Raw genomic sequence first — 23,092 nt, forward strand, 5'->3', positions numbered from 1 at the left:
CGGAAGTGCAGCAGCGTCGTCGCATCGGGGACCTGCTGACGCGCGAAGTCCAGGCCCATGAAACGGCGCATCGCGTAGGAGTCGTAGATCGCATCCTCCACCCCCCTCATCCGAGAGGGAGAACCACACCTGCAGCAGGTACATCCGCAGCATCGTCTCGATCGGAACCGGCTTACGGCCCCGCTTACCCGCCCGATCCTGGTAGTAGTGCGGCTCGATCACCGCGACCCACCGATCCCACGGGACCGTCTGGTCCATCATGTCCAGGAACTTCTCCCGGCGAGAGACCCGCCGCCGGTTTCCGTACTCGATATCGGTGAAGCTGGGCTGCTCGTCGACCACACCAACATCATCCCGGCCAACCGCCCACCAGCCCCGCACGCCACCCCGGCACCGCGAAATGATCAGCGCTTCCCTAGCGGCCGGCGGGTCGGAGCACCCGTGCCACCTGTCACCCGTGCGGTGCGGAGCTCAGCCGCCGATCCGGCTCATCGGCCGCGGCGGCTGGAGGAAGTCCGGCTCGTTGATCCCGTGCCCGGGCAGCTTGGCGCCGATCGACTCGCGCAGCAGGTCGCCCAGCTGCTCGGCCGAGGCGCCGTCGCGCAGCGGCGTGCGCAGGTCGGTCTCCCCGGTGGCGAACAGGCAGTTGCGGATCATCCCGTCCGCGGTCAGCCGCACCCGGTCGCAGGTGCCGCAGAACGGCATCGTCACCGAGGCGATCACGCCGACGGTGGCCGGGCCGCCGTCCACGAGGAAGAGCTCGGCCGGGGCGCTCCCGCGGGTCTCGTCGGGCATCGCCGTCAGCTCGAAGCGCGTGCGCAGCCTGGTGAGGATCTCCTCGCCGGTGATCATCTGGGTGCGGTCCCACTGGTGCTGGGCGTCCAGGGGCATCTGCTCGATGAAGCGCAGCTGGTAGCCGTGCTCCAGCGCGAACGCCAGCAGGTCGGGCGCCTCCGCGTCGTTGACCCCCCGCATGAGGACGGTGTTGAGCTTGACCGGCAGCAGGCCCGCCGCGGCCGAGGCCTCGATCCCGGCGATGGTGTCGGCCAGCCGGTCGCGCTTGGCCAGCTCGATGAAGGTCTCGCGGTCGAGGGTGTCGATGCTGACGTTCACCCGGGTCAGGCCGGCGGCCTTCAGGTCCTCGGCGATCCGGGCCAGGCCGACGCCGTTGGTCGTCATCGAGATCTCCGGCGCGGGGTCGAGGGCGGCCAGGCCGGCCACCACGTCGACGAGGTCGCGCCGCAGCAGCGGCTCGCCCCCGGTGAGGCGGATCTCCTCGATCCCCATCCCCACGGCGACGTCGGCCAGCCGGACGATCTCCTCGGTCGAGAGCATGGTGTCGCGCGGCAGCCACGGGACCCCCTGCTCGGGCATGCAGTAGGTGCAGCGCAGCGAGCAGCGGTCGGTCACCGAGATCCGCAGGTCGCGGTGCACCCGGCCGTAGCGGTCGACGAGCGGTCCGGCCGTCATCAGTGGTCACCCCCGTTGATCTGGTCCAGGACGTGCCCCAGGAGCGGGACGACGACCTCCATCCCCTCGGTCACGGCGGACGGGCGCCCCGGCAGGTTGACGACCAGGCTGCCGCCCGGGCCCTGCTCCTGCGGCCAGTCGATGACCCCCACGACCCCCCGGGACACCGCGGCGAAGGAGGTATGACGTGCTCCCTCGCGCCGGATGAGCTCGGCCAGCCCGTGGTTCTCCCGGGTGATGACCTGGCGGGTGCCCTCGGGGGTCAGGTCCTGCGGCCCCATGCCGGTGCCTCCGGTGGTGACGATGAGCGGGTGCCCGGCGGCGGCCTTCTCCCGGAGCACCGTCGCGACCGTCTCGACCCCGTCGGGGACGACCGTGGGTCCGTCCACCTCGAACCCGGCCTCGCGCAGCGCCTCGACGAGCAGGCGCCCGGAGGTGTCCTCACGCGTGCCGTCGGAGCTGCGGTTGGAGACCGTCACCGCAGCGGCGGTGCGGGGGCGGGACGGGGTGGTGCTCATCGGTCCACCCTACGTGGTCCGCCGCGGCCCGGCCTCATCCGGCGCCGTGGTCACAGGAGACGTGAGACGGCCCGCTCGGCGGCGGTGAGGAACCGCAGCACCACGTCCCGCTCCTGCGGCGACAGCTCCTGGTCGAGCCTGGCCAGGTCGACGAACATCGGCATCAGGTGACCGAGCATCTCCTCGCGGCCCGAGTCGGTCGCGACGACGACCGTGCGGCGGCGGTCGCTGGGATGGGGCCGCCGGGCCACGTGGCCCCGGGCGACCAGACGGTCGACGATCCCGCTGGCCGCGGCCGAGGTGACGCCCAGGCGTTGGGCGAGCTCGGTGGGGCCGGTCGCTCGTCCATGATGTGCTCCAGGACGGCCGCCTCGGTGTGCGACAGGTCGGCCCGCCGGGCCAGCGCCGGGGTGGCCCGGCGGCTGGTGTCCAGCAGGCTGCGCAGGGCGTCGAGGGTCTCGCTGCGCTCCCAGGACCCGACCCACCGGCTGTGCGCCAGGCCGTCCCCGGTCGACGTGTGACCACCGTCACGAGGTTGGACAAGGGTGTGACGAGCCGGCTCCGGGGTGCTAAGCTCGTTCATGAAATTGCTCACTTAGTTAGACAGTTGCTTGGTCATCAAGCGTACGGCATCTCGGAAGGACCTGCCCATGAACGCCCTCGTGCGTGTGCTCACCGGTCGACGGAGCTGGATCATCGCCCTCGTCGGCCTGCTGCTGGGCGGATGGATGATCGCCGGCCTGGGTCAGGCCGAGCGCAGCCCCGACCCTCTCGCGACGCTGCCGGCCGGCTTCGAGAGCACGGAGGGCCAGGCCCTGCTGGGCGAGCTGCCGGACGAGGGCAGCAGCACGGCCATCGTGCTCTTCACCCGGGACGGCGGGCAGATCGCCGACGACCTGCCCGCGCTGGGCGAGGTGATGACGACCCTGGGGGAGACCTACGACACCGGCGAGGGGGCGCCGGCCGCGCCCGTCGGCGGCGCCGAGGGTGAGGGCGGCGAGTCCGGGCCTCCGGCGGGGGCGGCCGAGGGTGAGCAGACCGGGCCGCCGCCCGGGACCGACACCGGGGCCGACACCGGGGGCGAAGGTGCCGGGGGACCCCCGCCCGGGGTGACGGAGGGCGGCATACCCGTCATCCCGTCCGAGGACGGCACCGCCGCCCTGAGCGTGCTGACCCTGGAGGCGCCCTCGGCGAGCGTCGCCCAGGAGGTCGTGACCGGGCTGAGGGCCGACCTCGACGCGGCCGTCCCCGAGGGTGTCACCGCCCAGGTCACCGGGCCGGCGGCGATCCAGGCCGACCTCGCCTCGGTGTTCGACGGCGCCAACATCACCCTGCTGGCCGTCACCGCGTCGGTCGTCGCGCTCCTGCTCATCGTCACCTACCGCAGCCCCGTCCTGTGGATCGTCCCGCTGACCGTCGTGGGCGTCGCCGACCAGGTCGCGGCCACCGTCGCGACGCGGGTGCTCGACGTGGCCGGGGTGCCGTGGGACGAGTCGACGATCGGGATCCTGTCGGTGCTGGTCTTCGGTGCCGGCACCAACTACGCGCTGCTGCTCATCTCCCGCTACCGGGACGAGCTGCGCCGCCACCACGACCGGCACGAGGCCATGGCCGTGGCCCTGCGCCGCGCCTCGGAGGCGATCATCGCCAGTGCCAGCACGGTGGTCGTCGGCGTGCTCAGCCTGCTGCTGTCGGTCTTCCCCAGCACGCGGGGGCTGGGGCTGGCCTCCGCCGTCGGTGTCGTCGTCGCGGCGCTGGGGGTCCTGGTGCTGCTGCCGGGTGCCTGGTGGTCTTCGGCCGGTGGATCTTCTGGCCGCAGGTGCCTCGCGAGGGCCAGCAGGTGCTCAGCGAGTCCCGTTCCCTGTGGCGCCGCATCGGCGACACGGTCGCCCGGGCCCCGGGTGTCTCGATCCTGGCGACGCTGGGCGTGCTGGCGGCGATGGCCTTCGGCCTGACCCAGACCGTCAGCGGACTGCCGCCGGAGGACCAGTTCCTCGAGACCCCGGAGGCCATCACGGCCTCGGAGCGGCTGGCCGAGTCGTTCCCGGCCGGGACGTCCGACCCGGTGCTCGTGGTGACCCGGACCGACGAGGTCGCCGTGGTGGAGGAGTTGGCCGAGCGGGTCGGGGACGTCGAGGGCGTCACCTCGGCGACGGCCGTCGAGCCGGTCGAGGGGATCGGTCAGGTCCAGGTGGTCCTCGAGGCCGACCCGGGCAGCGACGCCTCGGCGGCCACGGTCGCCGACGTCCGGTCCGCGCTCGAGGTTGAGACCGGGACCTACGTGACCGGTGGCGCCGCGAGCACCGCCGACGAGAGCGCCGGCAACGTCCGGGACCGGTGGGTGGTCATGCCCCTCATCCTCGTGCTCGTGCTCGGTGCGCTCATGGGGCTGCTGCGCTCGGTGCTGGCGCCGATCATCCTCGTGACAAGCGTGGTCGCCACCTTCGCCGCCGCGCTGGGGGTCTCGTGGTGGCTGTTCACCGGGATCTTCGGGTTCAGCGCGATCGACGCCAGCATGCCGCTGCTGGCGTTCCTCTTCCTCGTGGCGCTGGGCGTGGACTACAACATCTTCCTCATCACGCGCACGCTCGAGGAGGCCAAGGTCCACGGGACCCGCGAGGGCGTGCTGCGCGCGCTGGGTGCCACCGGTGGCGTCATCACCAGCGCGGGCATCCTGCTCGCGGCGGTCTTCGCGGTGCTGGGCGTCCTGCCGCTGGTCGTGCTGGCCCAGATCGGCGTGGTCATCTGCATCGGCGTGCTCATGGACACGCTCGTGGTGCGGACCGTGCTCGTGCCGGCGATCGTCCGGGTGCTGGGCCCGACGTTCTGGTGGCCGCGCAAGGTCGAGCCGGCCGGGCGGACCGGGGAGACCAGGCGGGCCGACCGGTCCGGTGACCAGGAGCCGGTGGCCGTCAGCGGCTGACGAGCGTCGGCGGCCGGGTCGCCTGCCAGCGGCCTCACTGGCCGGCCGGTTGGCTGGCTGACCGGACCGGATGCAGGACGGTTGTTGCGGGACGCGTGCTGCAGGATCCGCGCTCCAGCCCACGACACGCCGCAACGCCACGGCACTGTGCACGACACGCCGGGCCGGCTGCCGGCGCGGTGCCCGACACGCCGGGCCGGGAGCCGGCGCGGTGCCCGAGACGCCGGGTGGCCCGATGCAAGCCCCCGGGTCACCGGCCGCCGACCCGGAAGGCCGCCACCTCCCGGTGGGTGGCGGCCACCCAGCCGGCGACCGCCAGGCAGGTCACCGCGCCGAGGACGGCCGTGGTGGCGGGGGTGGTCAGCCCGGCGACGGCCCCGGCGCGGGCGTTGCCGACGTCCGGCCCGGCCAGCCCGATGACGTGCTCGACCGCCGAGACCCGGCCGAGGTGGTCGTCGGGCGTGGCGAGCTGGACCATGGCCGCCCGCGAGGTCACCGAGACGGTGTCCGCGGCACCGGCCACGGCCAGGAACCCCAGGACGAGCCAGGCCTGACCGGTCCAGGCGGCGGCCCCGAAGCCCAGCAGGGCCACGCCCCAGGCGGCGACCGCGCCGACCTGGATGCGTCCCAGCCGGTCGGCCCGGGTGATCAGCCCCGACGTGGCGCCGGCCGACATGCCGCCGACGGCCACCGCGGACATGAACAGCCCCAGCGTGCGCGGGTCCCCGTCGAAGAGCTCCTGGTTGACCATCGGGAAGAGTGCGACCGGGAAGGCGAGCAGCGTGGCGGCCAGGTCGAGCAGGAACGACCCGCGCAGCACCGGGTCGTGCCGCACCGTGCCGATCCCGTCGGCCAGCAGCTCCAGCCCTCGGCGGGTGCGCCGCCACACCCTCGCCGCCGTCCGCTCAGGTGTCCCGGCGTCCCCTGGGGCCCCGGTCCCGGACGCCCCGCCCGCGGGCGACCCGGCGGCCTCCTCCGCCACGGGCCCCGACCGCTCTCGCGCCGGGCGGGGCGGCAGCGGCGGCAGCCCGCGAATCGCCCACCAGGCCACGCCCAGCGCGACCCCGTTGAAGAGGAAGCACACGCCGGCCGACGTGGCCCCGAGGATCAGCCCGCCCAACGCCGGCCCGACGAGCATCGAGGCCTGGAAGGTCAGCATGAGCAGCGCGATGCCGGCCGGCACCAGGGTCCGCGGCAGCAGCCGGACGACGAACGTCCGCCGCGACGGCGCCCCGATCGCGCTGAACGCAGACTGCACCCCGACCAGCCCGAGCAGCACGGGCAGCGGATAGGTCCCCAGGACCAGCTGGCCGGCCAGTGCCAGTCCCGCCAGCGACTGCCCTCCCGTCGACCACAGCGCCACCCGGCGCCGGTCGAGCACGTCGGCCAGCGGCCCCCCGACCAGCCCGAAGAGGATCAGCGGCACCGCCTGCACGAGGCCGATGGCCCCCACCCAGAACGGGTTGCGGGTCAGGTCCCAGACCTGGAAGAGCACGGCGACGGTGGCCACCTGGATGCCCAGCCCGGCGAGCAGGCCGTTGGCCCACACCCGCCGGTAGTCGCCGACCCGCAGCGGGCTGAGGTCGACGAGGGCCCGGCCGGCCCTCACAGGATGAAGCGGAACAGCGGACTGTCGGCCGGGATCGGCTCGACGTCCATCGAGCTGGCCGCCATCCGCTCCAGCAGGGGGGCGAGGTCCGCCCGCGACCCCAGCTCGATGCCCACCAGCGCGGGGCCGGTCTCCCGGTTGTTGCGCTTGACGTACTCGAACAGCGCGATGTCGTCGTCCGGCCCGAGGACCTCGTCGAGGAACTGCCGCAGCATCCCCGGCTCCTGCGGGAAGTCGACGAGGAAGTAGTGCTTGAGCCCCTCGTGGATAAGCGAGCGCTCCATCACCTCGCCGTAGCGCAGCAGGTCGTTGTTGCCCCCGGAGACCACGACGACCACCTGCTGCCCGGGCGCCAGGTCGAGCTGGTCGAGCGCGGCGGCCGCCAGCGCCCCGGCGGGCTCGGCGATGATCCCCTCGGTCTGGTAGAGCGCGATCATCTCGGTGCAGATCGCGCCCTCGGGGACCGACACCAGCTCGGGGGTATGCCGTGCCACGACCCGGTAGGTCCAGTCGCCGGCGCGGGCGACGGCGGCGCCGTCGACGAACCGGTCGATCTCCGGCAGCGTGGTGGGGCCGCCCGCCCAGGTGGCGGCGATCATGCTGGCCGCCCCGGCCGGCTCGACGCCGACGACCCGGACGTCGGGGTGGCGCTCGGAGAGCCAGGTCAGGCACCCGGCGAGCAGACCGCCGCCGCCGACCGGCACGACGAGCACGTCAGGGGCGGCGGGCAGGTCCTCCACGAGCTCCTGGGCGATCGTGCCCTGGCCGGCGATCGTGTGCGGGTGGTCGAAGGCCGGGATGAGGGTGGCCCCGGTGCGCTCCACGTCGGCGAGCGCGGCCGCCGCGGCCTCGTCGTAGGTCTGGCCGCCGACGACGACCTCGACCCAGTCGCCGCCGAGGGCCGCGACCCGCTCACGCTTCTGCCGAGGGGTGTTGGCCGGCAGGTAGATGCGGGCGCTGACCCCCAGCGTCGCGCAGGCGTGCGCCACGCCCTGGGCGTGGTTGCCGGCGCTGGCGCACACCACCCCCGCCCAGATCTGCTCGCTGTCCAGCTGCCCGATGAGGTTGGCCGCGCCGCGCCCCTTGTAGGAGCGGACCGGCTGCAGGTCCTCCCGCTTGAGCCACACGGCCGCGCCGGTGGCCTCCGAGAGCCGCTCGCTGCGCTGCAGGGGGGTGCGGGAGACCTTGCCGGCGATCCGCCCGGCCGCCGCGTCGACGTCGGCCGCGGTCGGCAGCGTGCCGGGCTGCGTCATCCCTGCTCCTCGCGCGACAGCCGGTGCAGCGCCAGGGTCGCCAGGGCCGCGGCCTGGTCGCCCAGGAGGGAGTCGTCGAAGAGCACCTCGGCGGAGTGGTTGTAGGGCGCGGTGGCCGGGTCGACCTCCGGCGGGCTGCACTGGAGGAAGAAGAAGGTGCCCGGGACCTGCGCCAGGACGAAGCTGAAGTCCTCCGAGCCCATGTGGGGGGAGGGCCGCTCCTCCACGCGGTCCGGCGCGAACGTGTCGGCCAGCTGCCCGGCCACCCAGGCGGTCTCGTCGTGGTCGTTGACGGTGACGGGGTACTGCACCTGCAGGGACACCTCGGCGGTGCACCCGTGGGCGGCCGCGACGCCGTCGGCCACCCGGGTCGCCTCGGCGCGGACCGCGTCGACGTTGCGGTCGGAGAGGGTGCGGACCGTCGCCCCCAGGGAGGCCGAGGCCGGGATGACGTTGACCGCCTCGCCGGCGCGCAGCCGGGTCACCGAGAGCACGACCGGGTCGTGCACGTCGAACCGCCGGGTGACCATCGTCTGCAGGGCGGTGCCGACCGCCATGAGCGCGGCGACCGGGTCGGCCGCCCGGTGCGGCTGGGAGCCGTGGCCGCCCCGGCCGTGGACGGTGATCTCCAGGACGTTCGACCCGGCCATGACGGGGCCGGAGTGGTGCCAGAAGACGCCGCGCGGGCCGGGCGAGACGTGGATGGCGTAGGCGGCCACCGGCGTCTCGCCGCTCGCCTCCAGCAGCCCCTCGTCGAGCATGACCTTGGCCCCGCCGTACCCCTCCTCGCCGGGCTGGAACATGAACAGCACCGACCCGGCGAGCTCGTCGCGGTGGGCGCTGAGCAGCCGGGCGGCGCCCACGAGCCCGGCCGTGTGCAGGTCGTGGCCGCAGGCGTGCATCGTGCCGGTGGTCGAGGCGAAGTCCAGACCGGTGTTCTCGGTGACCGGCAGGCCGTCCATGTCGCCGCGCAGCAGCACGGTCGGCCCCGGCCGGGCGCCGCGCAGCACCGCGACGACGGAGGTCGTGGCCTGCCCGGTCGTGATCTCCAGCGGCAGCCCCTCCAGCGCCTCGAGCACCCGCTGCTGGGTGCGGGGCAGGTCCAGGCCGACCTCTGGGTCGCGGTGCAGGGCGCGGCGCAGCGCCACCAGGTCGTCCAGCAGCGCGCGTCCCTCGTCGACCAGGTTCATGCCGACCAGCCTACGGCCGCACCGGGCGCCGCACGCCCCGCACCGCGGCGGCGCACGCCCTGGGCGCGCACGGCATACCCCTCACCCGAAGAGGATCGCGGCCTCGTCCCACTGGTCGCGGGGGACCGTCTTGAGGTGGCTGGTGGCGTCGCTGAGGTTGACGTTGGCGATGTCGATGCCCTGGAGGGCCACCATCGTGCCCCACAGCTTGTTGCTCACCGCGTCGACCGCGGCAGTGCCGAACCGGGTCGCCAGCACCCGGTCGTAGGAGCTGGGCACGCCCCCCCGCTGCAGGTGGCCGAGCGTGGTGTTGCGGGTCTCGATCCCGGTGCGCTCCTCGATGAGGCGGGTGACCTGGTCGCCGACGCCGCCGAGCAGCGGCCGCCCGAAGCTGTCCCTCTGGTCGCTCTCCACCTGCGCCTGCCCCGCGAAGGTGAAGCCCTCGGCGACGACGACGGTCGGCGCCCGGCCGCGGTCGTGGGCGTGCTGGACCACTCGCACAGCTGCTCGGGGCTGACCGGGACCTCGGGGATGAGGATGACGTGGGCGCCGGAGGCCATGCCGGCGTGCAGCGCGATCCAGCCGACGTGCCGGCCCATGACCTCCACGACCATGCAACGGCTGTGCGCCTCGCCGGTGGTGCGCAGCCGGTCGATCGACTCGGTCGCCACGGACACGGCGGTGTCGAAGCCGAACGTGCGGTCGGTGGCGGACAGGTCGTTGTCGATCGTCTTGGGCACGCCGACGACGTTGATGCCGTCGTCGTGGAACATCCGCGCCACGGTGAGCGTGCCCTCGCCGCCGATGGCGATGAGCGCGTCGATCTCGTGCTTGTCCATGACCTCCTTGACCCGGGCGGTGCCGCCGTTGGTGAGCGGGCTGACGCGGGAGGTCCCCAGGATCGTGCCGCCGACCTTGGACAGGCCGCGCACGCGCTGGCGGGGCAGCGGGACGATGTCGTCCTCGACCAGGCCGCGGAAGCCGTCCTTGACCCCGACGAACTCGTGGTCGTAGATGCGGTCGCCCTTGAGCACGACCCCCCGGATCACGGCGTTCAGGCCCGGGCAGTCTCCACCGGCGGTCAGCAGGGCGATCTTCATGGGGGTCCATCCTCGGCGCCGGTCGGGCGCGGGGTCGGGGGCTGGGACGGGAGACGCCGACCACCCTGGCGGGCGACCGGCGTCGATGCACCTCCCAGGGTATGCCGTGCGCGGCCTCCCCCGCGACCGGCGTGCCGTGGGCTACCGGCGGGTCACGGGCGGCCTGTGGCAGTCTGTCCGCCAGACCGCGCCCGACCGGGCCGGACCGGCCCCGTCCGCACGGGCCGACCCGCCGCCACCGCCTTCGGAGGAACCCTCGTGACGACCGCCGCCGTGAGCACCCGCCCGGGTGCCGGAGTTCTCGCCGACCGCCTGCTGCCGCGCAGCTCGACCCTGACGGACGTCGCCCTGGTCGGGGCCGGGGCCGCCGGCGTCGGGGTGCTCGCCCAGATGACCGTGCCGATGTGGCCGGTGCCGATCACCGGCCAGACGCTGGCCGTCATGCTCGTCGGCGCCGCGCTGGGGATGCGTCGCGGTGCGGCCGCGCTGACGACCTACCTGGTCATGGGGCTGGCGGGGGTGCCCTGGTTCGCCGAGGGGCGCGGCGGTCCGGCGATGGTGCTCTCGCCGACGTTCGGCTACCTCGTCGGGTTCGTCCTGGCCGCGGCCGTCGCCGGGTGGTGCGCCGAGCGGGCCTGGGACCGTCGTCCGCTGCTGGCGATGGTCGGCTTCTGCGCCGCGACCGTGACCCCGTTCCTCGTGGGCGTGCCCTACCTGGCCGGCGTCCTCGGACTGACCGACCTGTCGACGGTCGCGGCCTACGGGATCACCCCGTTCATCCTGCCGGGCCTCATCAAGGCCGGGATGGCCGCCGCGGCCCTGCCGCTGGCCTGGAAGCTCGTGCAGCTGGTGGACGACCGCTCCGGCCGCTGAGCCGGGGTTGCTGCGGGCGGTCGACAGGGCAGCCGGCCGCGCGTCCGGGTCCCGACCCGGTCGAGCCCCCTGAAACACCGGTGAGACCCCCCAAATATCCGGTGTCTCACCGATGTTCGGGGGGTCTCGTCCCCCTCAGGCGTCCTCGGCCTCCTCGAGGGCGACCCTCGCCTCGTCGCGGCGGTCCCTCGCCGCGCGCAGGGTCTCCTCGGCGTCGGCCCGGTCGTCCTGGGCGGCGGTCAGCCGGGTCTGCGCCTCCTTGAGGGCCTGCTGCGTCGCGCTGAGCTGCTCCTGGGCCGAACGGACCAGCTCCTCGGCCCGGGCGACCTCCGCGGCGGCCTCCTCGACCCGGTCGGCGGCGTCGGTCTCGGCCCGGACCCGGCGGCGACGCTCGGCGCGGGCGGCCGCCACGACCTTCTCGGCCTCGTCCAGCTCCATCTCGAGGTCGTCGACGTCGAGGTGGTCGTCCTCCTCGTCCTCGAGCTCTTCCTCATCCTGCACTTCGTCGTCCTCGTCGCCGTCACCCTCGAGCTCGTCCTCCTCCTCAGGCTCGTCGACGTCCTCCTCGAGCTCCGCTGCCTCGTCCTCGCCGACCTCCCCGTCGACCCGGCCTCCCTCGATCCGCGTCAGCACCACACCGGTGCTCGTCCGGGCGACCGCGTCGGCCAGGTCCACCTCGCCGAACCCGCTGTAGGACAGCGCGCGCGTGAGGGAGCCGCTCGTGACCACCTCGGTCGCGTCGGCGTCGGCGAGGGCGGCCACCGCGGTGTCCCGGACCTCCGCCTCGACCGACGGCGTCAACGGCCCTCCGGCGTGCTCCGCGGCCGCGCGCACCCAGTCGCGCAGCAGCTCGTCCCGGTCGGTCCGCAGCGCGGCCAGCGCCCGGCCGTCCAGGGCCGAGGTGGCCTGCCGCATCGCGCCGCCCAGCTCGACGAGACGGTCCACGACCGGGTCCTCGGCGCGCACGAGCGCGTTGACCGCCGCGGCCGAGACGCTCGGCTTGCGCATCCCGGTGAGCTCCTTGGCGGCGTCCCGGTGCCGGGCGCCGCGCAGCTCCCTGGCCAGGGCCGTGCGGGTCGCGACGAACTCGGCGGCGGGCACCGCGTACAGCGCCTGCACGGCGTGCGCCAGCGCCTCGTCGGGGTCGGCGGGCACGTCCACACGGCGAGGGTAGCCCCGGGCGCTCGCCTACGCTGGGCCTCGTGAAGGGCAGCCCGGACGTCGCGCAGCGGGACGTCGTGCCCGAGCGACCTGAGCACGTCGTCGGCCTGCACGCGCTGGGCACGGACGTCGACCTCCACGTCACCGGGCACGACGCCGCCGACCTGGCCGCACAGCTGCGGGAACGCTGGCACCTCGCACTCCGCCCGGAGCGCACGCCGCACGACGGCACCGACCCCGTCGTCGTCCGGGCCCACCGCCTCGCCCCCGGCGACCAGGCCCCGCCGTGGACCCGGGGCGGGGGCACCGTCGCCGACGGCGACCCCCGCCGGCTGCTGCAGCACCTGACCCAGGCGGTCACCCACGCCGTCATCACCGCGCGCACCGGCGACCTGCTCATGCTGCACGCCGCCGGCCTGGCCGACCCGGTCACCGGGGCGACGGCCGTCTTCGTCGCCCCGGGCAACACCGGCAAGACGACCCTGTGCCGCACCCTGGGGCCGGTCCGCACCTACGTCAGCGACGAGACGGTCGGCATCCGTCGCGACGGGGGCGTGACGCCATACCTCAAGCCCTTGTCCACGCGCCGTCCGGACTGGGCGGGGGTCAAGGACGAGCAGGCGCCCGGCCTGGTCGGGCTGCGCGCGCCGGCCGCCGACCCCTGGGTCGCCGGGATCGTGGTCCTGCGGCGCGACCCCGGGCACCGGGGGCCGGTCGGGCTCGAACGGCTCGACACCCTCGACGCCGTCGTCGCCCTGACCCCCGAGTCGTCGGGGTTCATGCGCACCGACGGGCCTCTCCGGTGGCTCGCGGACGTGCTCGTGCGCACGGGCGGGGCGGTGCGCGCGACCTACGCCGAGGTCGAGGGGCTGGAGCCGCTCGCCGCCGAGATCTGCGCCCGGAGGTCGCCGTGGTGAGCGGCCCGGCCCAGGAGGGTATGCCGTCCGCGCGCACCGTGGTGCGGACCGTGCCCGCCCACGACGAGCTGCACCGCGACGGGGAGTCGCTCGTCCTGCTCGACGGCCAGGTCCGGCGGGTGTCGGTGCTCGGGACGCTCGTGCGCGACAGGGCCCGGGACGGCCTGGGCGTCGCGGAGCTGGCGGAGGTGCTGGCCGAGGAGTTCGGCCCGCCGCCGGACGGGGACACGCTCGGCACCACGGCGCAGGTGGTCGCGACCCTGCTGTCCGTCGGGCTGCTCGAGGTCCTCGACGACCTCGAGGACCCGGCCGGCTGAGCCCGGGGAGACGGCGGGCCGGGTCCGGTCGCGTCGGACGGATGCGCCGCAGCGGGACCATGCAGCACACTGGCACCCGTGTCTGTCGCCCCCTACCTGGCCCTGGTGCTCGGCCTGGCCTCGGCCTTCCAGCTGATCGCCTACAAGCTGAAGGTCCCCTCCATCCTGCTGCTGCTGGTGGGCGGCTTCGCGCTCGGCCAGGTCGTCCCGCCCGAGTCGGTGCTGGGCCGCGACCTGCTGTTCGCCGGGGTGAACATCGCCGTCGGCGTCATCCTCTTCGAGGGGTCGTTGTCGCTGCGCTTCCGCGAGCTGCGCGGACTGAGCCAGGCGGTCCTGCGGCTGTGCACGGTGACGGTCCTGCTGGCCTGGCTGCTCATCACGGCGGCGGGGGTCGTCGTGGGCGTGGGCTGGCAGCTGGCGCTGCTCATCGGTGCCCTTCTCGTGGTCACCGGCCCGACCGTCATCGCCCCGATCGTCCGGCAGCTGCGCCCCACCCGGCGGGTCTCCTCGATGCTGCGCTGGGAGGGGATCATCGTCGACCCCATCGGGGCGATCCTGGCCGTGCTCGTCTTCCAGGCGGTCATCCTCAGCGGTCCGGAGCCGGCGGTCGGGACCGCGCTCCTGACGCTGGGGCGCACGATCCTCGTCGCGACCGTCATCACCGTCGTGCTGGGGGTGGCGCTGGAGGTGGCGCTTCGCCGGCACTGGATCCCCGACTTCCTCGAGGGCACCCTGTTCCTGGCCGCGTCGGTCGCCGCCCTCGTCATCTCCAACGAGGTGCAGACCGAGAGCGGGCTGCTCACGGTGACGATGCTCGGCATCTTCCTGGCCAACCGGCCCGACCTCCGGCTGGACCACGTCCGGGAGTTCAAGGAGCACCTGCAGGTGCTCATCGTCGGGACCCTGTTCGTCCTGCTCGCCGGCCGGCTGACGCCCGCCGAGGTGCTGGGCGTGCTGCCGACCGCCCTGGTCTTCGTGACGATCCTCATCCTCGTCGTGCGACCGGCCTCGATCTGGCTCGGCCTGGCCGGCACCTCGGCCACCCGCGAGGAGCGCACGCTGCTGTCGTTCATGGCGCCGCGGGGCATCGTCGCCGCGGCGGTGACGAGCATCTTCGCCCTCGAGCTGGAGCACGCCGCCGAGGAGGCCGTGGTCGCCAGCCGCGAGGGCGGCCTGGACCCGACCGAGGTGCTCCGGCTGGAGGCGGAGGCCGAACGGCTGGACGCCCTGGTCGTCGCCGCGGCCGACCTGGTCCCGCTCGTCTTCGTGACGATCGTCATCACCGTGGCCGTCTACGGGCTGGGCGTGGGCCGGCTGGCCGAGCGCCTGGGCCTGGCGACGACGACGCCGCACGGGGTCCTCTTCGCCGGGGCACCCATCTGGGCCCGGCAGTCGGCCGCCGTCCTGGAGAAGCTCAAGGTGCCCACCCTGCTGGTCTCGCTGTCGATGGCCGAGGTCATGCAGGCGCGGCTGTCCGGCCTGCGGGTCGAGCGCACCCACATCCTCTCGGAGTACGCGGTGGAGGACATGGAGCTGGCCGGCATCGGCTCCCTGGTCGCGGCGACCTTCGACGACGAGACCAACTCGACGGCCGCCCGGGAGTTCGCCCACACCCTTGGCTCGCAGCGCACGTTCACCGTGCGCCGGCAGGCGGACCCGCTGCCCGAGGGGAGCACGCCCCGGGAGAAGCAGCTGGCCCAGGCGCAGAAGCAGCAGGACAAGGAGGCTCGGCGGCACGGGGAGCGAGGCCACGGCAACGGGCGGTCCCCGGGGCGGCGTGCCGGCGGTCGACGGTCGAAGGACAGGCCGGCCGAGAAGCAGGGGTCGTCGCAGGCCAAGCGGAGGACGGCCAGCAAGCTGAGCACCAACGTGGCGTTCTCCCCGCCGCTGTCCTCGCCCGAGCTGGAGGACCGCATCGCGGACGGGATGGAGGTGCGCCAGACCAAGCTCACCGAGCAGCACCCGCTCGACGTGTTCCTCGAGCGGGAGCCCGACGCCGTGCTGATGTTCGTCGTGGAGGACGGCGTCGCCCGGGTCGTCACCGCGGAGACGACGGTGCCGCAGACCGGGGTGGCCCTGGTCGCCCTGGTGCAGGCCCGTGGCGGCGCGCCCCACCGGGTCCGGGAGCTGGCCGAGCGTCCCGGCGACGACGACCCCGAGCCGACGGAGAAGGATCCGGGGTCCTCCGGCGACGACACGCCGGACCCGGGACGTGCGTAGCGCGACCCTCCTCGCTATGGTGCCTGTGCGCCGGAAGTTACATGAGTGTCGTTTGTGACTCGTGTGACGGAAGGGATTCAGCAGCAGGACGAGTGGGGCCCGCCCACGCGTCGCCGTGGAAAGGAACCGTCATGAGCACCAGGACCCTCCGAGGGTTGGCCGCCGGTGCAGGCGCCGCCGCCGTCCTCTTCTCCGGAGCAGCCGGCGCATCCGCCATCCCAGGCCAGCCGCAGGCCGACTTCTGGGAGGACTACTTCCAGAACGAGAACTACACGGACGTCAGCTGCCACGTCTCCACCCAGGAGGGCGGGTTCGACGCCTCCGACATCGGGATCTACGAGGACGACGGCTGGGGCCAGCTCCTGGAGGACGGCAACGAGTGGATCGCGGTCGTGCTCAAGGTCGCCGAGGACTACCAGGTGCTCAACTGGGACGGCTACGGTGACTATGCGTACAGCGACGAGTTCCCCGGAGCCTCGCCTGGCAACGTGACGCACGCGATCGTCTGCCAGGCCGACGCCATGGACGACGACGACGACGATGACGACAACGGCGTGACCCCGGGCGACGGCGACGAGACCGACGAGCCGACCGAGACCGAGGACCCCACCGACGACGGTGACGACAAGGACAAGGACAAGGACAAGCCGACCGGTCCTCCCGTCGAGACCGACGGCCCCGCCACCCCGTCCGGCCCGAACATGGGCCTGATGGGCGGAGCCGCCCTCCTCCTGGGTGGCGCCGGCGCCGCGGGCTGGGCGATGCGTCGCCGGGCCGGCGAGCACTGAGCCGGACCCGTCCGCACCCGCCGGCACGACCGCACACCCCCACGGTGACGTCATGACCCGAGGTCCCTCCTTCCTCGTCCCCACCGCCCTGCTCGTCAGCACGCTCGGCCTGAGCACGCTGACGGTGCAGGCGGTGGGGGCGCTGGAGGGGGCCTCGGGTCAGGTCAGCGCCGAGGGTCCGGACGCACCGGCGTGGGTGAGTCTGGGCGAGGCCGGTCTCGACCAGGAACCGATCAAGCCCGAGGGCCTGACCGCCCAGGGCACGATCAACCCCGACCAGGGGGACATGATCTGGTACACCGGCACCGGCCGCGTCGTCCCCGGCCAGGTCGGCACCGCCGTCGTCGCGGCGCACATGATCTACCACGACGAGCCGGACGTCTTCTACGACCTGGGGGAGGTCGAGGAGGGCGACGTCGTGCAGGTGGGGTATGCCGACGGCGACGTCCGCGAGTTCGTCATCACGGACACCACGCAGGTCTCCAAGGAGGGCCTGCAGACCAACGTCGACGTCTGGGGGGACCAGGACGACGTGGCCCGCATCGCTCTCATCACCTGCGACGACTCGCTGGGCGAGCGCTACGACGGGCACCGCAAGGCCAACTTCGTGGCCATCGCCGAGGCCGTCGAGGGCTGAGACCGCACGGCACGACGCCGAGGGCCGCGTACCCTGGAGACGTCCCGCTCGGGACGTCCCCGTCGTCGTGCTCCCCCCGGAAGGGGTCCCTTGACCGTGCCCGCACCCGACGCCCGTGCCCGGGCGCTGGCCTTCCTGGCGCTCGTCACCGGCGGCGTCGGCATCGGCATCACCGAGTTCGTCACGATGGGGCTGCTCCCGCAGATCGCCGAGGGCGCCGGGGTCAGCATCCCCATGGCCGGGCACACCATCTCCGCCTACGCCCTCGGCGTGGTCGTCGGCTCCCCGCTCATCGCGCTCGGCGCCGCCCGGCTGCCCCGGCGGGCCGTGCTCGTCGTCCTCATGCTCGTCTTCACCGTCGGCAACGCGCTCACCGCGCTGGCCCCGACCTACGAGCTGCTCATCGTCGCCCGGTTCCTCGCCGGCCTGCCGCACGGGGGCTTCTTCGGCCTCGCCGCGCTCGTCGCCGTCACGCTGGCCCCGCCGGGTCAGGGCGGCCGCGCCGTGGGCACGGTGATGCTCGGCATCCCGATCGCCATGGTGCTCGGGGTGCCGCTGGGCACCCTGGCCGGTCAGGAGCTCGGCTGGCGCGCCACCTACTGGGCGGTCGCCGCGCTCGGCGCGCTCACGGCATACCTCGTGCGGGTGTGGGTCCCGTGGACCCCGGGGCGCCCGGAGCAGTCCTTCCGCACCGAGCTCGCGCCTTCGGCAACCTGCAGTTCTGGCTGTCGCTGCTCGTCGGGGCGATCGGCTTCGGCGGCATGTTCGCGATGTACTCCTACATCGCCCCCACCGTCACCGAGGTCACCGGCCTGGACCAGCGGTGGGTGCCGGTCTTCCTCCTCGTCCACGGCGCGGTGTCGCTGCTGGGCACCTGGCTCGGCGGGCGGCTGTCCGACTGGTCGGTGCTGCGCACCCTGGTCATCATGGGGCTGGGCTCGGCGGTCTCCCTGCTGGCGTTCTGGCAGACCTCCCGCTGGCTGGTCCCCGCGCTGCTGACGCTCGCGGTCGTCGGCATGTCCGGCTCGGCGTGGGTGGTCGCGCTCCAGCTGCGGCTCATGGCCGTCGCGGGCTCGGCGCGGACCCTCGGCGCGGCCATGAACCACTCCTCGCTCAACCTCGCCAACGCCCTCGGCGCGTGGGTGGGTGGCCTGGTCATCGCGGGGGGCTGGGGCTACCGCGCGCCCTCGCTCGTCGGGGCCGGGCTGTCGGTCGCCGGCCTGCTCGTGCTGGGCGTCTCCCTGCTCGTGCACCGGCACGGGCGTCCTGCCACGATGGGGTGACCCGAGCCGAGCAGAAGGAGCCGCGATGACCCTCCACCTGGGTGGATACACGCAGGACCAGCCGCAGGACCGGTCGGGCTGGGGACGGGTCGACTACGACCCCACCACGGGGTTCGGGGACGCCGTCGCCCTCCCGGGCCCGCCCGCGCCCTCCTGGCTCGTGCGGCTCCCCGGCACCGAGGAGGGGTATGCCGTCAGCGAGGCCGACGGGGGGGCCGTGGTCCGGGTGCACCCCGAGGAGGGCGTGGTCTCGTCGGTGGACAGCGGCGGGATGGGGCCGGCCCACCTGGCGCTCTCGCCCGACGGCCGGTGGCTCGTGGCGAGCAACTACGTCAGCGGCAGCGTGGGGCTGGTCGCGGCGGGCGCGGAGCTGGAGCTGGTCGACGAGCTCCAGCTGGAGGGTGACGGGCCGCACGAGCGGCAGGACTCCTCGCACGCCCACCAGGCCGTCTTCGTGGGGCAGGACCGGCTGCTCGTGTGCGACCTGGGGGCCGACCGGGTCGCGGAGCTGCGGGTCGAGGACGGGGCGCTGCGGCAGGTGGGGCAGGTCGTGCTGCCGGCCGGGAGCGGGCCGCGCCACCTGGCCCTGGCACCCGGCCGGGACGACCTGCTGTGGGTCGTCGGCGAGCTGGACCAGACGGTGCACGTGGTCCGGCGGGAGGACGGCGGCGCTGCGGACGGCACCGGTGCCGCCGGGGGCGTCGGCTGGCGGGTCGTGCAGACCGTCACGACCGCGCCCGAGGGCCCCGGCCCGGGGGAGACGACCACCGGCGGCGTCGTGGTGTCGCCGGACGGGCGGCACGTCTACGTCTCGACCCGGGGCACCGACACCGTCTCGGTCTACGCGGTCGACGACGAGGGGCTGCTCGAGCTGCGCCAGCAGGTCGTCACGGGCCACTGGCCGCGGTTCATCGGCTGGGTCCCCGGCCACGAGGGCGACCTGCTGCTCGTGGCCGCCGAGCGGGAGGGGTCGGTCGACGTCTGGTCCACCGACGAGGGGCTGCTGGAGCGGACCGGCCACTCGCTGGCCTGGGCCGCCCCGACCTGGGTGGGGTGAGGGCAGGACGACCGCTGCGTCACGGCAGCGGCGCACCTCGTTTGGCCGCCGCGGCCGCCGCCCCGTTGCGCCGACGCCGCCGCACCGCCAGCGTCGTGCCGACGACGACCACCGTGGCGAGGAGGGCCGCCAGGGCCAGCGGCTCCCCGGCCAGCGCGGCGATCGTCGCGCCCCACAGCGCGAACCCGATCGTGCTGTAGATCGCCGCCCAGGCCAGCGCCCCCGGGATCTGGACCAGGGTGAACACCGGCCAGGCGATGCGCAGCATCCCCGCGGCCGCCAGCACGAGGGTCTGGAAGCCGACGGTCAGGTAGGCCAGCGGGATGGTCACCAGCCCCCAGCGCTGGATCGAGCTGCGCCCGCGGGCCACGCGGTCGCCGCTGAGCCAGCGGTGCACGCCGGCCTTCCAGCCCTCGGTGGGCCGGGTGCGGCGCAGGGTCTGCTCGGTCACGACCCGGGCGAGCCAGTAGGTGCCCTGCCCGCGCAGCATCCCGACGAGGAACAGGAACAGGTAGGCGACGACGAAGCCGTGCCGCTCCCAGAAGAACTGGCCCTGGCCGGCCATGACGATGAGCATCCCACCGTCGAGGATATCGGTCGCCGCGCGCGCCCTTCCCGTCGCGATGCCAGACTGTGCGCCATGGCAGACGCACCCACGACCCTCCTCATCCTCGGCGCCTCCGGCGACCTGACCCGCCGGCTGCTCCTGCCCGGCCTGGGCTCGCTGCTGCGGATCGAGCCCGAGCGGCACGTCGTCGTCCTCGGCGCCGACCGCTCGGAGATGACCCAGGACGGGTGGAGGCGGCGGGTGAGCGACTCGCTGGCCGAGGCCGAGGTGGACGGGGAGGTCGTCGAGCGGATCGTGGCCGCCGCCCGCTACGAGCAGACCGACGCCCTGGACCCCGAGCAGCTGCGCGCGCTGGTCGACGGCGTGGAGGACGGCCTCGTCATCTACTTTGCGCTCCCGCCGCAGGTCACCGTCGGCGTGTGCGAGCTGCTCGCGGCGATCGACCTGCCGGAGGGCACCCGGCTGGCGATGGAGAAGCCGTTCGGGCACGACCTGGAGACCGCGGTCCAGCTCAACGAGCAGGCCACCAAGGTCGTGCCCGAGGACCGGATCTTCCGCATCGACCACTTCCTCGGCGTCAACACCGTGCTCAACCTCCTCGGGCTGCGCTTCGCCAACCGCATCTTCCAGCCGCTGTGGAGCGCCGAGCACATCGAGCGGGTCGACATCTGCTACGACGAGTCGCTCGCCCTCGAGGGCCGCGCAGGTTACTACGACAAGGCCGGGGCCCTGATCGACATGACCCAGTCCCACCTGCTGCAGGTGCTGGCCATGTTCGCCATGGAGTCCCCGGCGAGCATGGACCCCGACGAGATCCGCTCCCTGAAGGCCCAGGTGCTGCGGGCCACCACCCTGTGGGGCGAGGACCCGCTGACGGCCTCGCGCCGGGCGCGCTACACCGCCGGGACCATCGACGGTCGGCAGGTGCCCGACTACACCTCCGAGGAGGGGGTCGACCCCGACCGGGGCACCGAGACCCTCGCCCAGCTCATCGTCCAGGTGCGCAACCAGCGCTGGGCGGGCGTGCCGTTCGTGCTGCGCAGCGGCAAGGCCCTGGGGGACGACAACAAGCAGATCACCGTGACCTTCCGCGCCCCCGCCCACGTCCCGGACGGGCTCCGCGACTGCGGCGCGCCGGACAAGCTCGTCCTCGAGCTGCGCCCCGGCGCGGTCACCGTCGAGATGTCTGTCAACGCCGAGGGCGACCCCTTCGAGCTGACGCAGAAGCAGCTGCACACCCCCCTGGGGCAGCCCCGGATGAAGCCGTACGGCGAGGTGCTGGCCGGGATCCTCGACAGCAACCCGCTGCTGTCGATCCGCGGCGACAACGCCGAGCAGATGTGGCGCATCGTCGAGCCGGTGCTCGACGCCTGGCGCGCCGACGAGGTGCCGATGGAGGAGTATGCCGCGGGCTCCGGCGGCCCCGACGGGTGGGACCGGGTCCCGGGCTGAGCAGGTCTTCCCGGCCGGCCCTCCCCACGTCGTCGGCACCGGGGGAGGGGTGGACAGACGGGCGGGCCTGCGCAAGGGTTGCTGGTCATGGACGAACTAGCACGCAGGCTCGGCCTGCGGACCAACCCTCAGATCTTCTTCTGGTCCGCCGGCCTGATGATCGCCATCCTCATCCTGCTGCTGGCCTTCCCCGGGCCGCTGGGGGAGGTGTTCGGCCAGGGGCGTGACTGGGTGGTGACCCACCTCGGCTGGTTCTTCATCCTCGGGGTGACCAGCTGGGTGCTCTTCCTCATCTGGGTCGCCTTCAGCCGCTACGGGTCGTTGCGCCTGGGCGCCGACGACGACCGGCCGGCCTACGGCAACCTGTCCTGGTTCGCGATGCTCTTCGCCGGCGGCATCGGCACCGTCCTGATGTTCTGGGGCGTCGCCGAGCCGATGTCGCACTTCGCCGCCCCGCCGTTCCCCGACGTCGAGCCCTACTCGGTCGAGGCCGCGCGCAGCGCGATGAGCATCTCGCTGTACCACCTGAGCATCCACACGTGGGCGATCTTCACCCTCCCCGGGCTGGCGTTCGGCTACTTCGTCTACCGCAAGGGCCTGCCGCTGCGCTTCTCCTCGGCGTTCTACCCCCTGCTCAAGGAGCGGATCCACGGCACCCCGGGCAAGGTCATCGACGTCTTCGCCGTGCTCGGCACCATCTTCGGCCTGGCGGTCTCGCTGGGCCTGGGCACCTCCCAGATCAGCGCCGGGCTGAGCTCCCTCACCGGCCTGGAGGACGCGGTGTGGCTGCGGGTCGTCATCATCACGGTCCTGACGATCGTGGCGACCGCCTCCATCGTCGCCGGCCTGGACAAGGGCGTGAAGCGGCTGTCCAACCTCAACATCCTCACCGCCGTCGCCCTGATGATCTTCGTGCTCTTCGCCGGGGAGACGGTCTTCCTGCTGCGGCAGCTGATCGAGAGCCTGGGCTACTACCTGCAGGACGTCGTCCGCCTGTCCTTCTGGAACGACGCCATGGCCGAGTTCTCCAAGGAGGGCGGCTGGGGCTGGCAGGGCGGCTGGACCGTCTTCTACTGGGCGTGGACGGTGACCTGGTCGCCGTTCATGGGCATCTTCCTGGCGCGCATCTCGCGCGGCCGCACCATCCGTGAGTTCATCGGCGGCGTCCTCGTGGCCCCCTCGGTCTTCACCCTCGTGTGGTTCGTCGTCTTCGGCTGGTCGGCGATGGAGCTGGACGGGATCGGCGGCAGCGGCGGCGAGCTGTCGGCGGCGGTCGCCGAGAGCGTGCCGCTGGCGATGTTCGCCTTCTTCGAGAACTTCCCCCTGGCGACCCTCACCTCGGGCATCGCCATCGTCGTGGTCGCGCTCTTCTTCGCCACCTCCTCCGACTCGGCCTCCCTCGTCGTGGACATGCTCTGCTCCGGCGAGGCCGAGGGGGGCCCCACCCGTCAGCGGGTGTTCTGGGGCGTGTCCGAGGGCGCCGTCGCGGCCAGCCTCATCGTCCTCGGCGGCGACGAGGCGCTCACCTCGCTGCAGCAGGTGATCACGGTGATGGGCCTGCCGGTCTTCATCCTCGTCTTCGCCATGGTGCCGATGCTGGTGATGGCCTTCCGGGAGGAGGGGTTCGTCGTGCGCAAGGGGCGGGTCCCCGCGGGCGAGGGGCCGATCATCCCGAAGGAGGAGACGGGTGACGCCGACGACCGGAGGGCCGGCAGCTCACCGGCGCCCTGACCGCATACCCCCGCCCGCCGGGGGC

22 protein-coding genes and 3 pseudogenes are annotated in these 23,092 nt (G+C 73.6%); 13 read left to right on the forward strand and 12 right to left on the reverse strand.

Annotation, left to right across the window (positions count from 1 at the left end; all coding sequences use genetic code 11):
* From BJF81_RS02120 to BJF81_RS21300, 6 genes and pseudogenes are all read right to left on the reverse strand, one after another.
* A partial coding sequence (locus BJF81_RS02120) for a transposase (RefSeq protein ID WP_143780624.1) occupies positions 1-110 on the reverse strand: 110 nt, incomplete at its 3' end.
* Between the two features lie 4 nt (positions 111-114).
* Positions 115-261, reverse strand: a pseudogene (locus tag BJF81_RS21295) (IS5/IS1182 family transposase); the annotation flags it as partial.
* Between the two features lie 210 nt (positions 262-471).
* Positions 472-1,470 (reverse strand): GTP 3',8-cyclase MoaA, encoded by a 999-nt coding sequence (gene moaA / locus BJF81_RS02125; RefSeq protein WP_075956968.1) that lies wholly within the window; start codon positions 1,468-1,470, stop codon positions 472-474.
* Positions 1,470-1,988, reverse strand: coding sequence for a MogA/MoaB family molybdenum cofactor biosynthesis protein (locus BJF81_RS02130; RefSeq protein ID WP_075956969.1), 519 nt, complete (start codon positions 1,986-1,988; stop codon positions 1,470-1,472). The genes moaA and BJF81_RS02130 overlap by 1 nt, the downstream gene beginning before the upstream one ends.
* Positions 1,989-2,038: 50 nt before the next feature.
* On the reverse strand, positions 2,039-2,167 hold the full coding sequence (locus tag BJF81_RS20195; protein ID WP_269087297.1) for a hypothetical protein: 129 nt from the start codon (positions 2,165-2,167) through the stop codon (positions 2,039-2,041).
* Between the two features lie 90 nt (positions 2,168-2,257).
* A pseudogene (locus tag BJF81_RS21300) lies at positions 2,258-2,473 on the reverse strand (hypothetical protein); the annotation flags it as partial.
* Between the two features lie 165 nt (positions 2,474-2,638).
* Here BJF81_RS21300 and BJF81_RS18865 point away from each other — a divergent pair.
* Together BJF81_RS18865 and BJF81_RS18870 are read left to right on the forward strand one after the other, a co-directional pair.
* Positions 2,639-3,943, forward strand: coding sequence for an MMPL family transporter (locus BJF81_RS18865; protein ID WP_237769963.1), 1,305 nt, complete (start codon positions 2,639-2,641; stop codon positions 3,941-3,943).
* Entirely contained in the window at positions 3,829-4,911 is a 1,083-nt protein-coding gene (locus BJF81_RS18870; protein WP_237769964.1) for an MMPL family transporter, read from the forward strand. The genes BJF81_RS18865 and BJF81_RS18870 overlap by 115 nt, the downstream gene beginning before the upstream one ends.
* A 250-nt stretch (positions 4,912-5,161) precedes the next feature.
* On the opposite strand, the gene BJF81_RS02145 is transcribed toward BJF81_RS18870, so the two are convergent.
* The 4 genes and pseudogenes from BJF81_RS02145 to BJF81_RS02160 all read right to left on the reverse strand — a co-directional run bounded on the left by BJF81_RS02145 (position 5,162) and on the right by BJF81_RS02160 (position 10,063).
* On the reverse strand, positions 5,162-6,520 hold the full coding sequence (locus BJF81_RS02145; RefSeq protein WP_075956971.1) for an MFS transporter: 1,359 nt from the start codon (positions 6,518-6,520) through the stop codon (positions 5,162-5,164).
* Positions 6,517-7,773, reverse strand: a complete 1,257-nt coding sequence (ilvA, locus tag BJF81_RS02150) for a threonine ammonia-lyase IlvA (protein WP_075956972.1) — start codon at positions 7,771-7,773, stop codon at positions 6,517-6,519. The genes BJF81_RS02145 and ilvA overlap by 4 nt, the downstream gene beginning before the upstream one ends.
* Positions 7,770-8,963, reverse strand: a complete 1,194-nt coding sequence (locus BJF81_RS02155) for a M20 metallopeptidase family protein (protein WP_075956973.1) — start codon at positions 8,961-8,963, stop codon at positions 7,770-7,772. The genes ilvA and BJF81_RS02155 overlap by 4 nt, the downstream gene beginning before the upstream one ends.
* An 81-nt stretch (positions 8,964-9,044) precedes the next feature.
* Positions 9,045-10,063, reverse strand: a pseudogene (locus BJF81_RS02160) (6-phosphofructokinase).
* Positions 10,064-10,321: 258 nt separating this feature from the next.
* Here BJF81_RS02160 and BJF81_RS02165 point away from each other — a divergent pair.
* Positions 10,322-10,936: a biotin transporter BioY gene (locus BJF81_RS02165; RefSeq protein WP_075956974.1), complete on the forward strand. Its 615-nt coding sequence runs from the start codon at positions 10,322-10,324 to the stop codon at positions 10,934-10,936.
* 135 nt (positions 10,937-11,071) lie between these two features.
* On the opposite strand, the gene BJF81_RS02170 is transcribed toward BJF81_RS02165, so the two are convergent.
* Positions 11,072-12,097, reverse strand: coding sequence for a hypothetical protein (locus tag BJF81_RS02170; protein ID WP_143780625.1), 1,026 nt, complete (start codon positions 12,095-12,097; stop codon positions 11,072-11,074).
* Positions 12,098-12,138: 41 nt separating this feature from the next.
* On the opposite strand from BJF81_RS02170, the gene BJF81_RS02175 reads away from it, so the two are divergent.
* The 8 genes from BJF81_RS02175 to BJF81_RS02205 all read left to right on the forward strand — a co-directional run bounded on the left by BJF81_RS02175 (position 12,139) and on the right by BJF81_RS02205 (position 19,316).
* Positions 12,139-13,014, forward strand: coding sequence for a hypothetical protein (locus BJF81_RS02175; protein WP_075956976.1), 876 nt, complete (start codon positions 12,139-12,141; stop codon positions 13,012-13,014).
* Entirely contained in the window at positions 13,011-13,331 is a 321-nt protein-coding gene (locus BJF81_RS02180) for a hypothetical protein (RefSeq protein ID WP_143780626.1), read from the forward strand. The genes BJF81_RS02175 and BJF81_RS02180 overlap by 4 nt, the downstream gene beginning before the upstream one ends.
* Positions 13,332-13,409: 78 nt before the next feature.
* Positions 13,410-15,551, forward strand: coding sequence for a cation:proton antiporter (locus BJF81_RS02185; protein WP_083663924.1), 2,142 nt, complete (start codon positions 13,410-13,412; stop codon positions 15,549-15,551).
* A gap of 131 nt (positions 15,552-15,682) precedes the next feature.
* A complete protein-coding gene (locus BJF81_RS02190) occupies positions 15,683-16,339 on the forward strand; it encodes a hypothetical protein (RefSeq protein ID WP_075956978.1) in 657 nt (218 codons plus the stop codon).
* Between the two features lie 52 nt (positions 16,340-16,391).
* Complete coding sequence (locus BJF81_RS02195; protein WP_075956979.1) at positions 16,392-16,976, forward strand: class F sortase; 585 nt, start codon at positions 16,392-16,394, stop codon at positions 16,974-16,976.
* Positions 16,977-17,072: 96 nt separating this feature from the next.
* On the forward strand, positions 17,073-17,975 hold the full coding sequence (locus tag BJF81_RS02200) for an MFS transporter (RefSeq protein ID WP_237769965.1): 903 nt from the start codon (positions 17,073-17,075) through the stop codon (positions 17,973-17,975).
* On the forward strand, positions 17,903-18,259 hold the full coding sequence (locus tag BJF81_RS18875; protein ID WP_237769966.1) for a hypothetical protein: 357 nt from the start codon (positions 17,903-17,905) through the stop codon (positions 18,257-18,259). Before BJF81_RS02200 ends, BJF81_RS18875 begins: the two co-directional genes overlap by 73 nt.
* 25 nt (positions 18,260-18,284) lie before the next feature.
* A complete protein-coding gene (locus tag BJF81_RS02205) occupies positions 18,285-19,316 on the forward strand; it encodes a lactonase family protein (protein ID WP_075956980.1) in 1,032 nt (343 codons plus the stop codon).
* A 19-nt stretch (positions 19,317-19,335) separates the two neighbouring features.
* Here the strand turns inward: BJF81_RS02205 and BJF81_RS02210 are convergent, their stop codons facing one another.
* Positions 19,336-19,893, reverse strand: a complete 558-nt coding sequence (locus tag BJF81_RS02210; protein WP_083663925.1) for a DedA family protein — start codon at positions 19,891-19,893, stop codon at positions 19,336-19,338.
* A 63-nt stretch (positions 19,894-19,956) separates the two neighbouring features.
* Here BJF81_RS02210 and BJF81_RS02215 point away from each other — a divergent pair, with 63 nt between their 5' ends.
* Together BJF81_RS02215 and BJF81_RS02220 are read left to right on the forward strand one after the other, a co-directional pair.
* Positions 19,957-21,336, forward strand: a complete 1,380-nt coding sequence (locus BJF81_RS02215; RefSeq protein ID WP_075956981.1) for a glucose-6-phosphate dehydrogenase — start codon at positions 19,957-19,959, stop codon at positions 21,334-21,336.
* 87 nt (positions 21,337-21,423) lie between these two features.
* Entirely contained in the window at positions 21,424-23,067 is a 1,644-nt protein-coding gene (locus tag BJF81_RS02220) for a BCCT family transporter (RefSeq protein WP_083663926.1), read from the forward strand.
* The last annotated feature ends 25 nt before the right edge of the window (positions 23,068-23,092 follow it).

It is taken from the genome of Ornithinimicrobium sp. CNJ-824 (genome assembly GCF_001942405.1).
GTDB lineage: Bacteria > Actinomycetota > Actinomycetes > Actinomycetales > Dermatophilaceae > Ornithinicoccus > Ornithinicoccus kibberensis.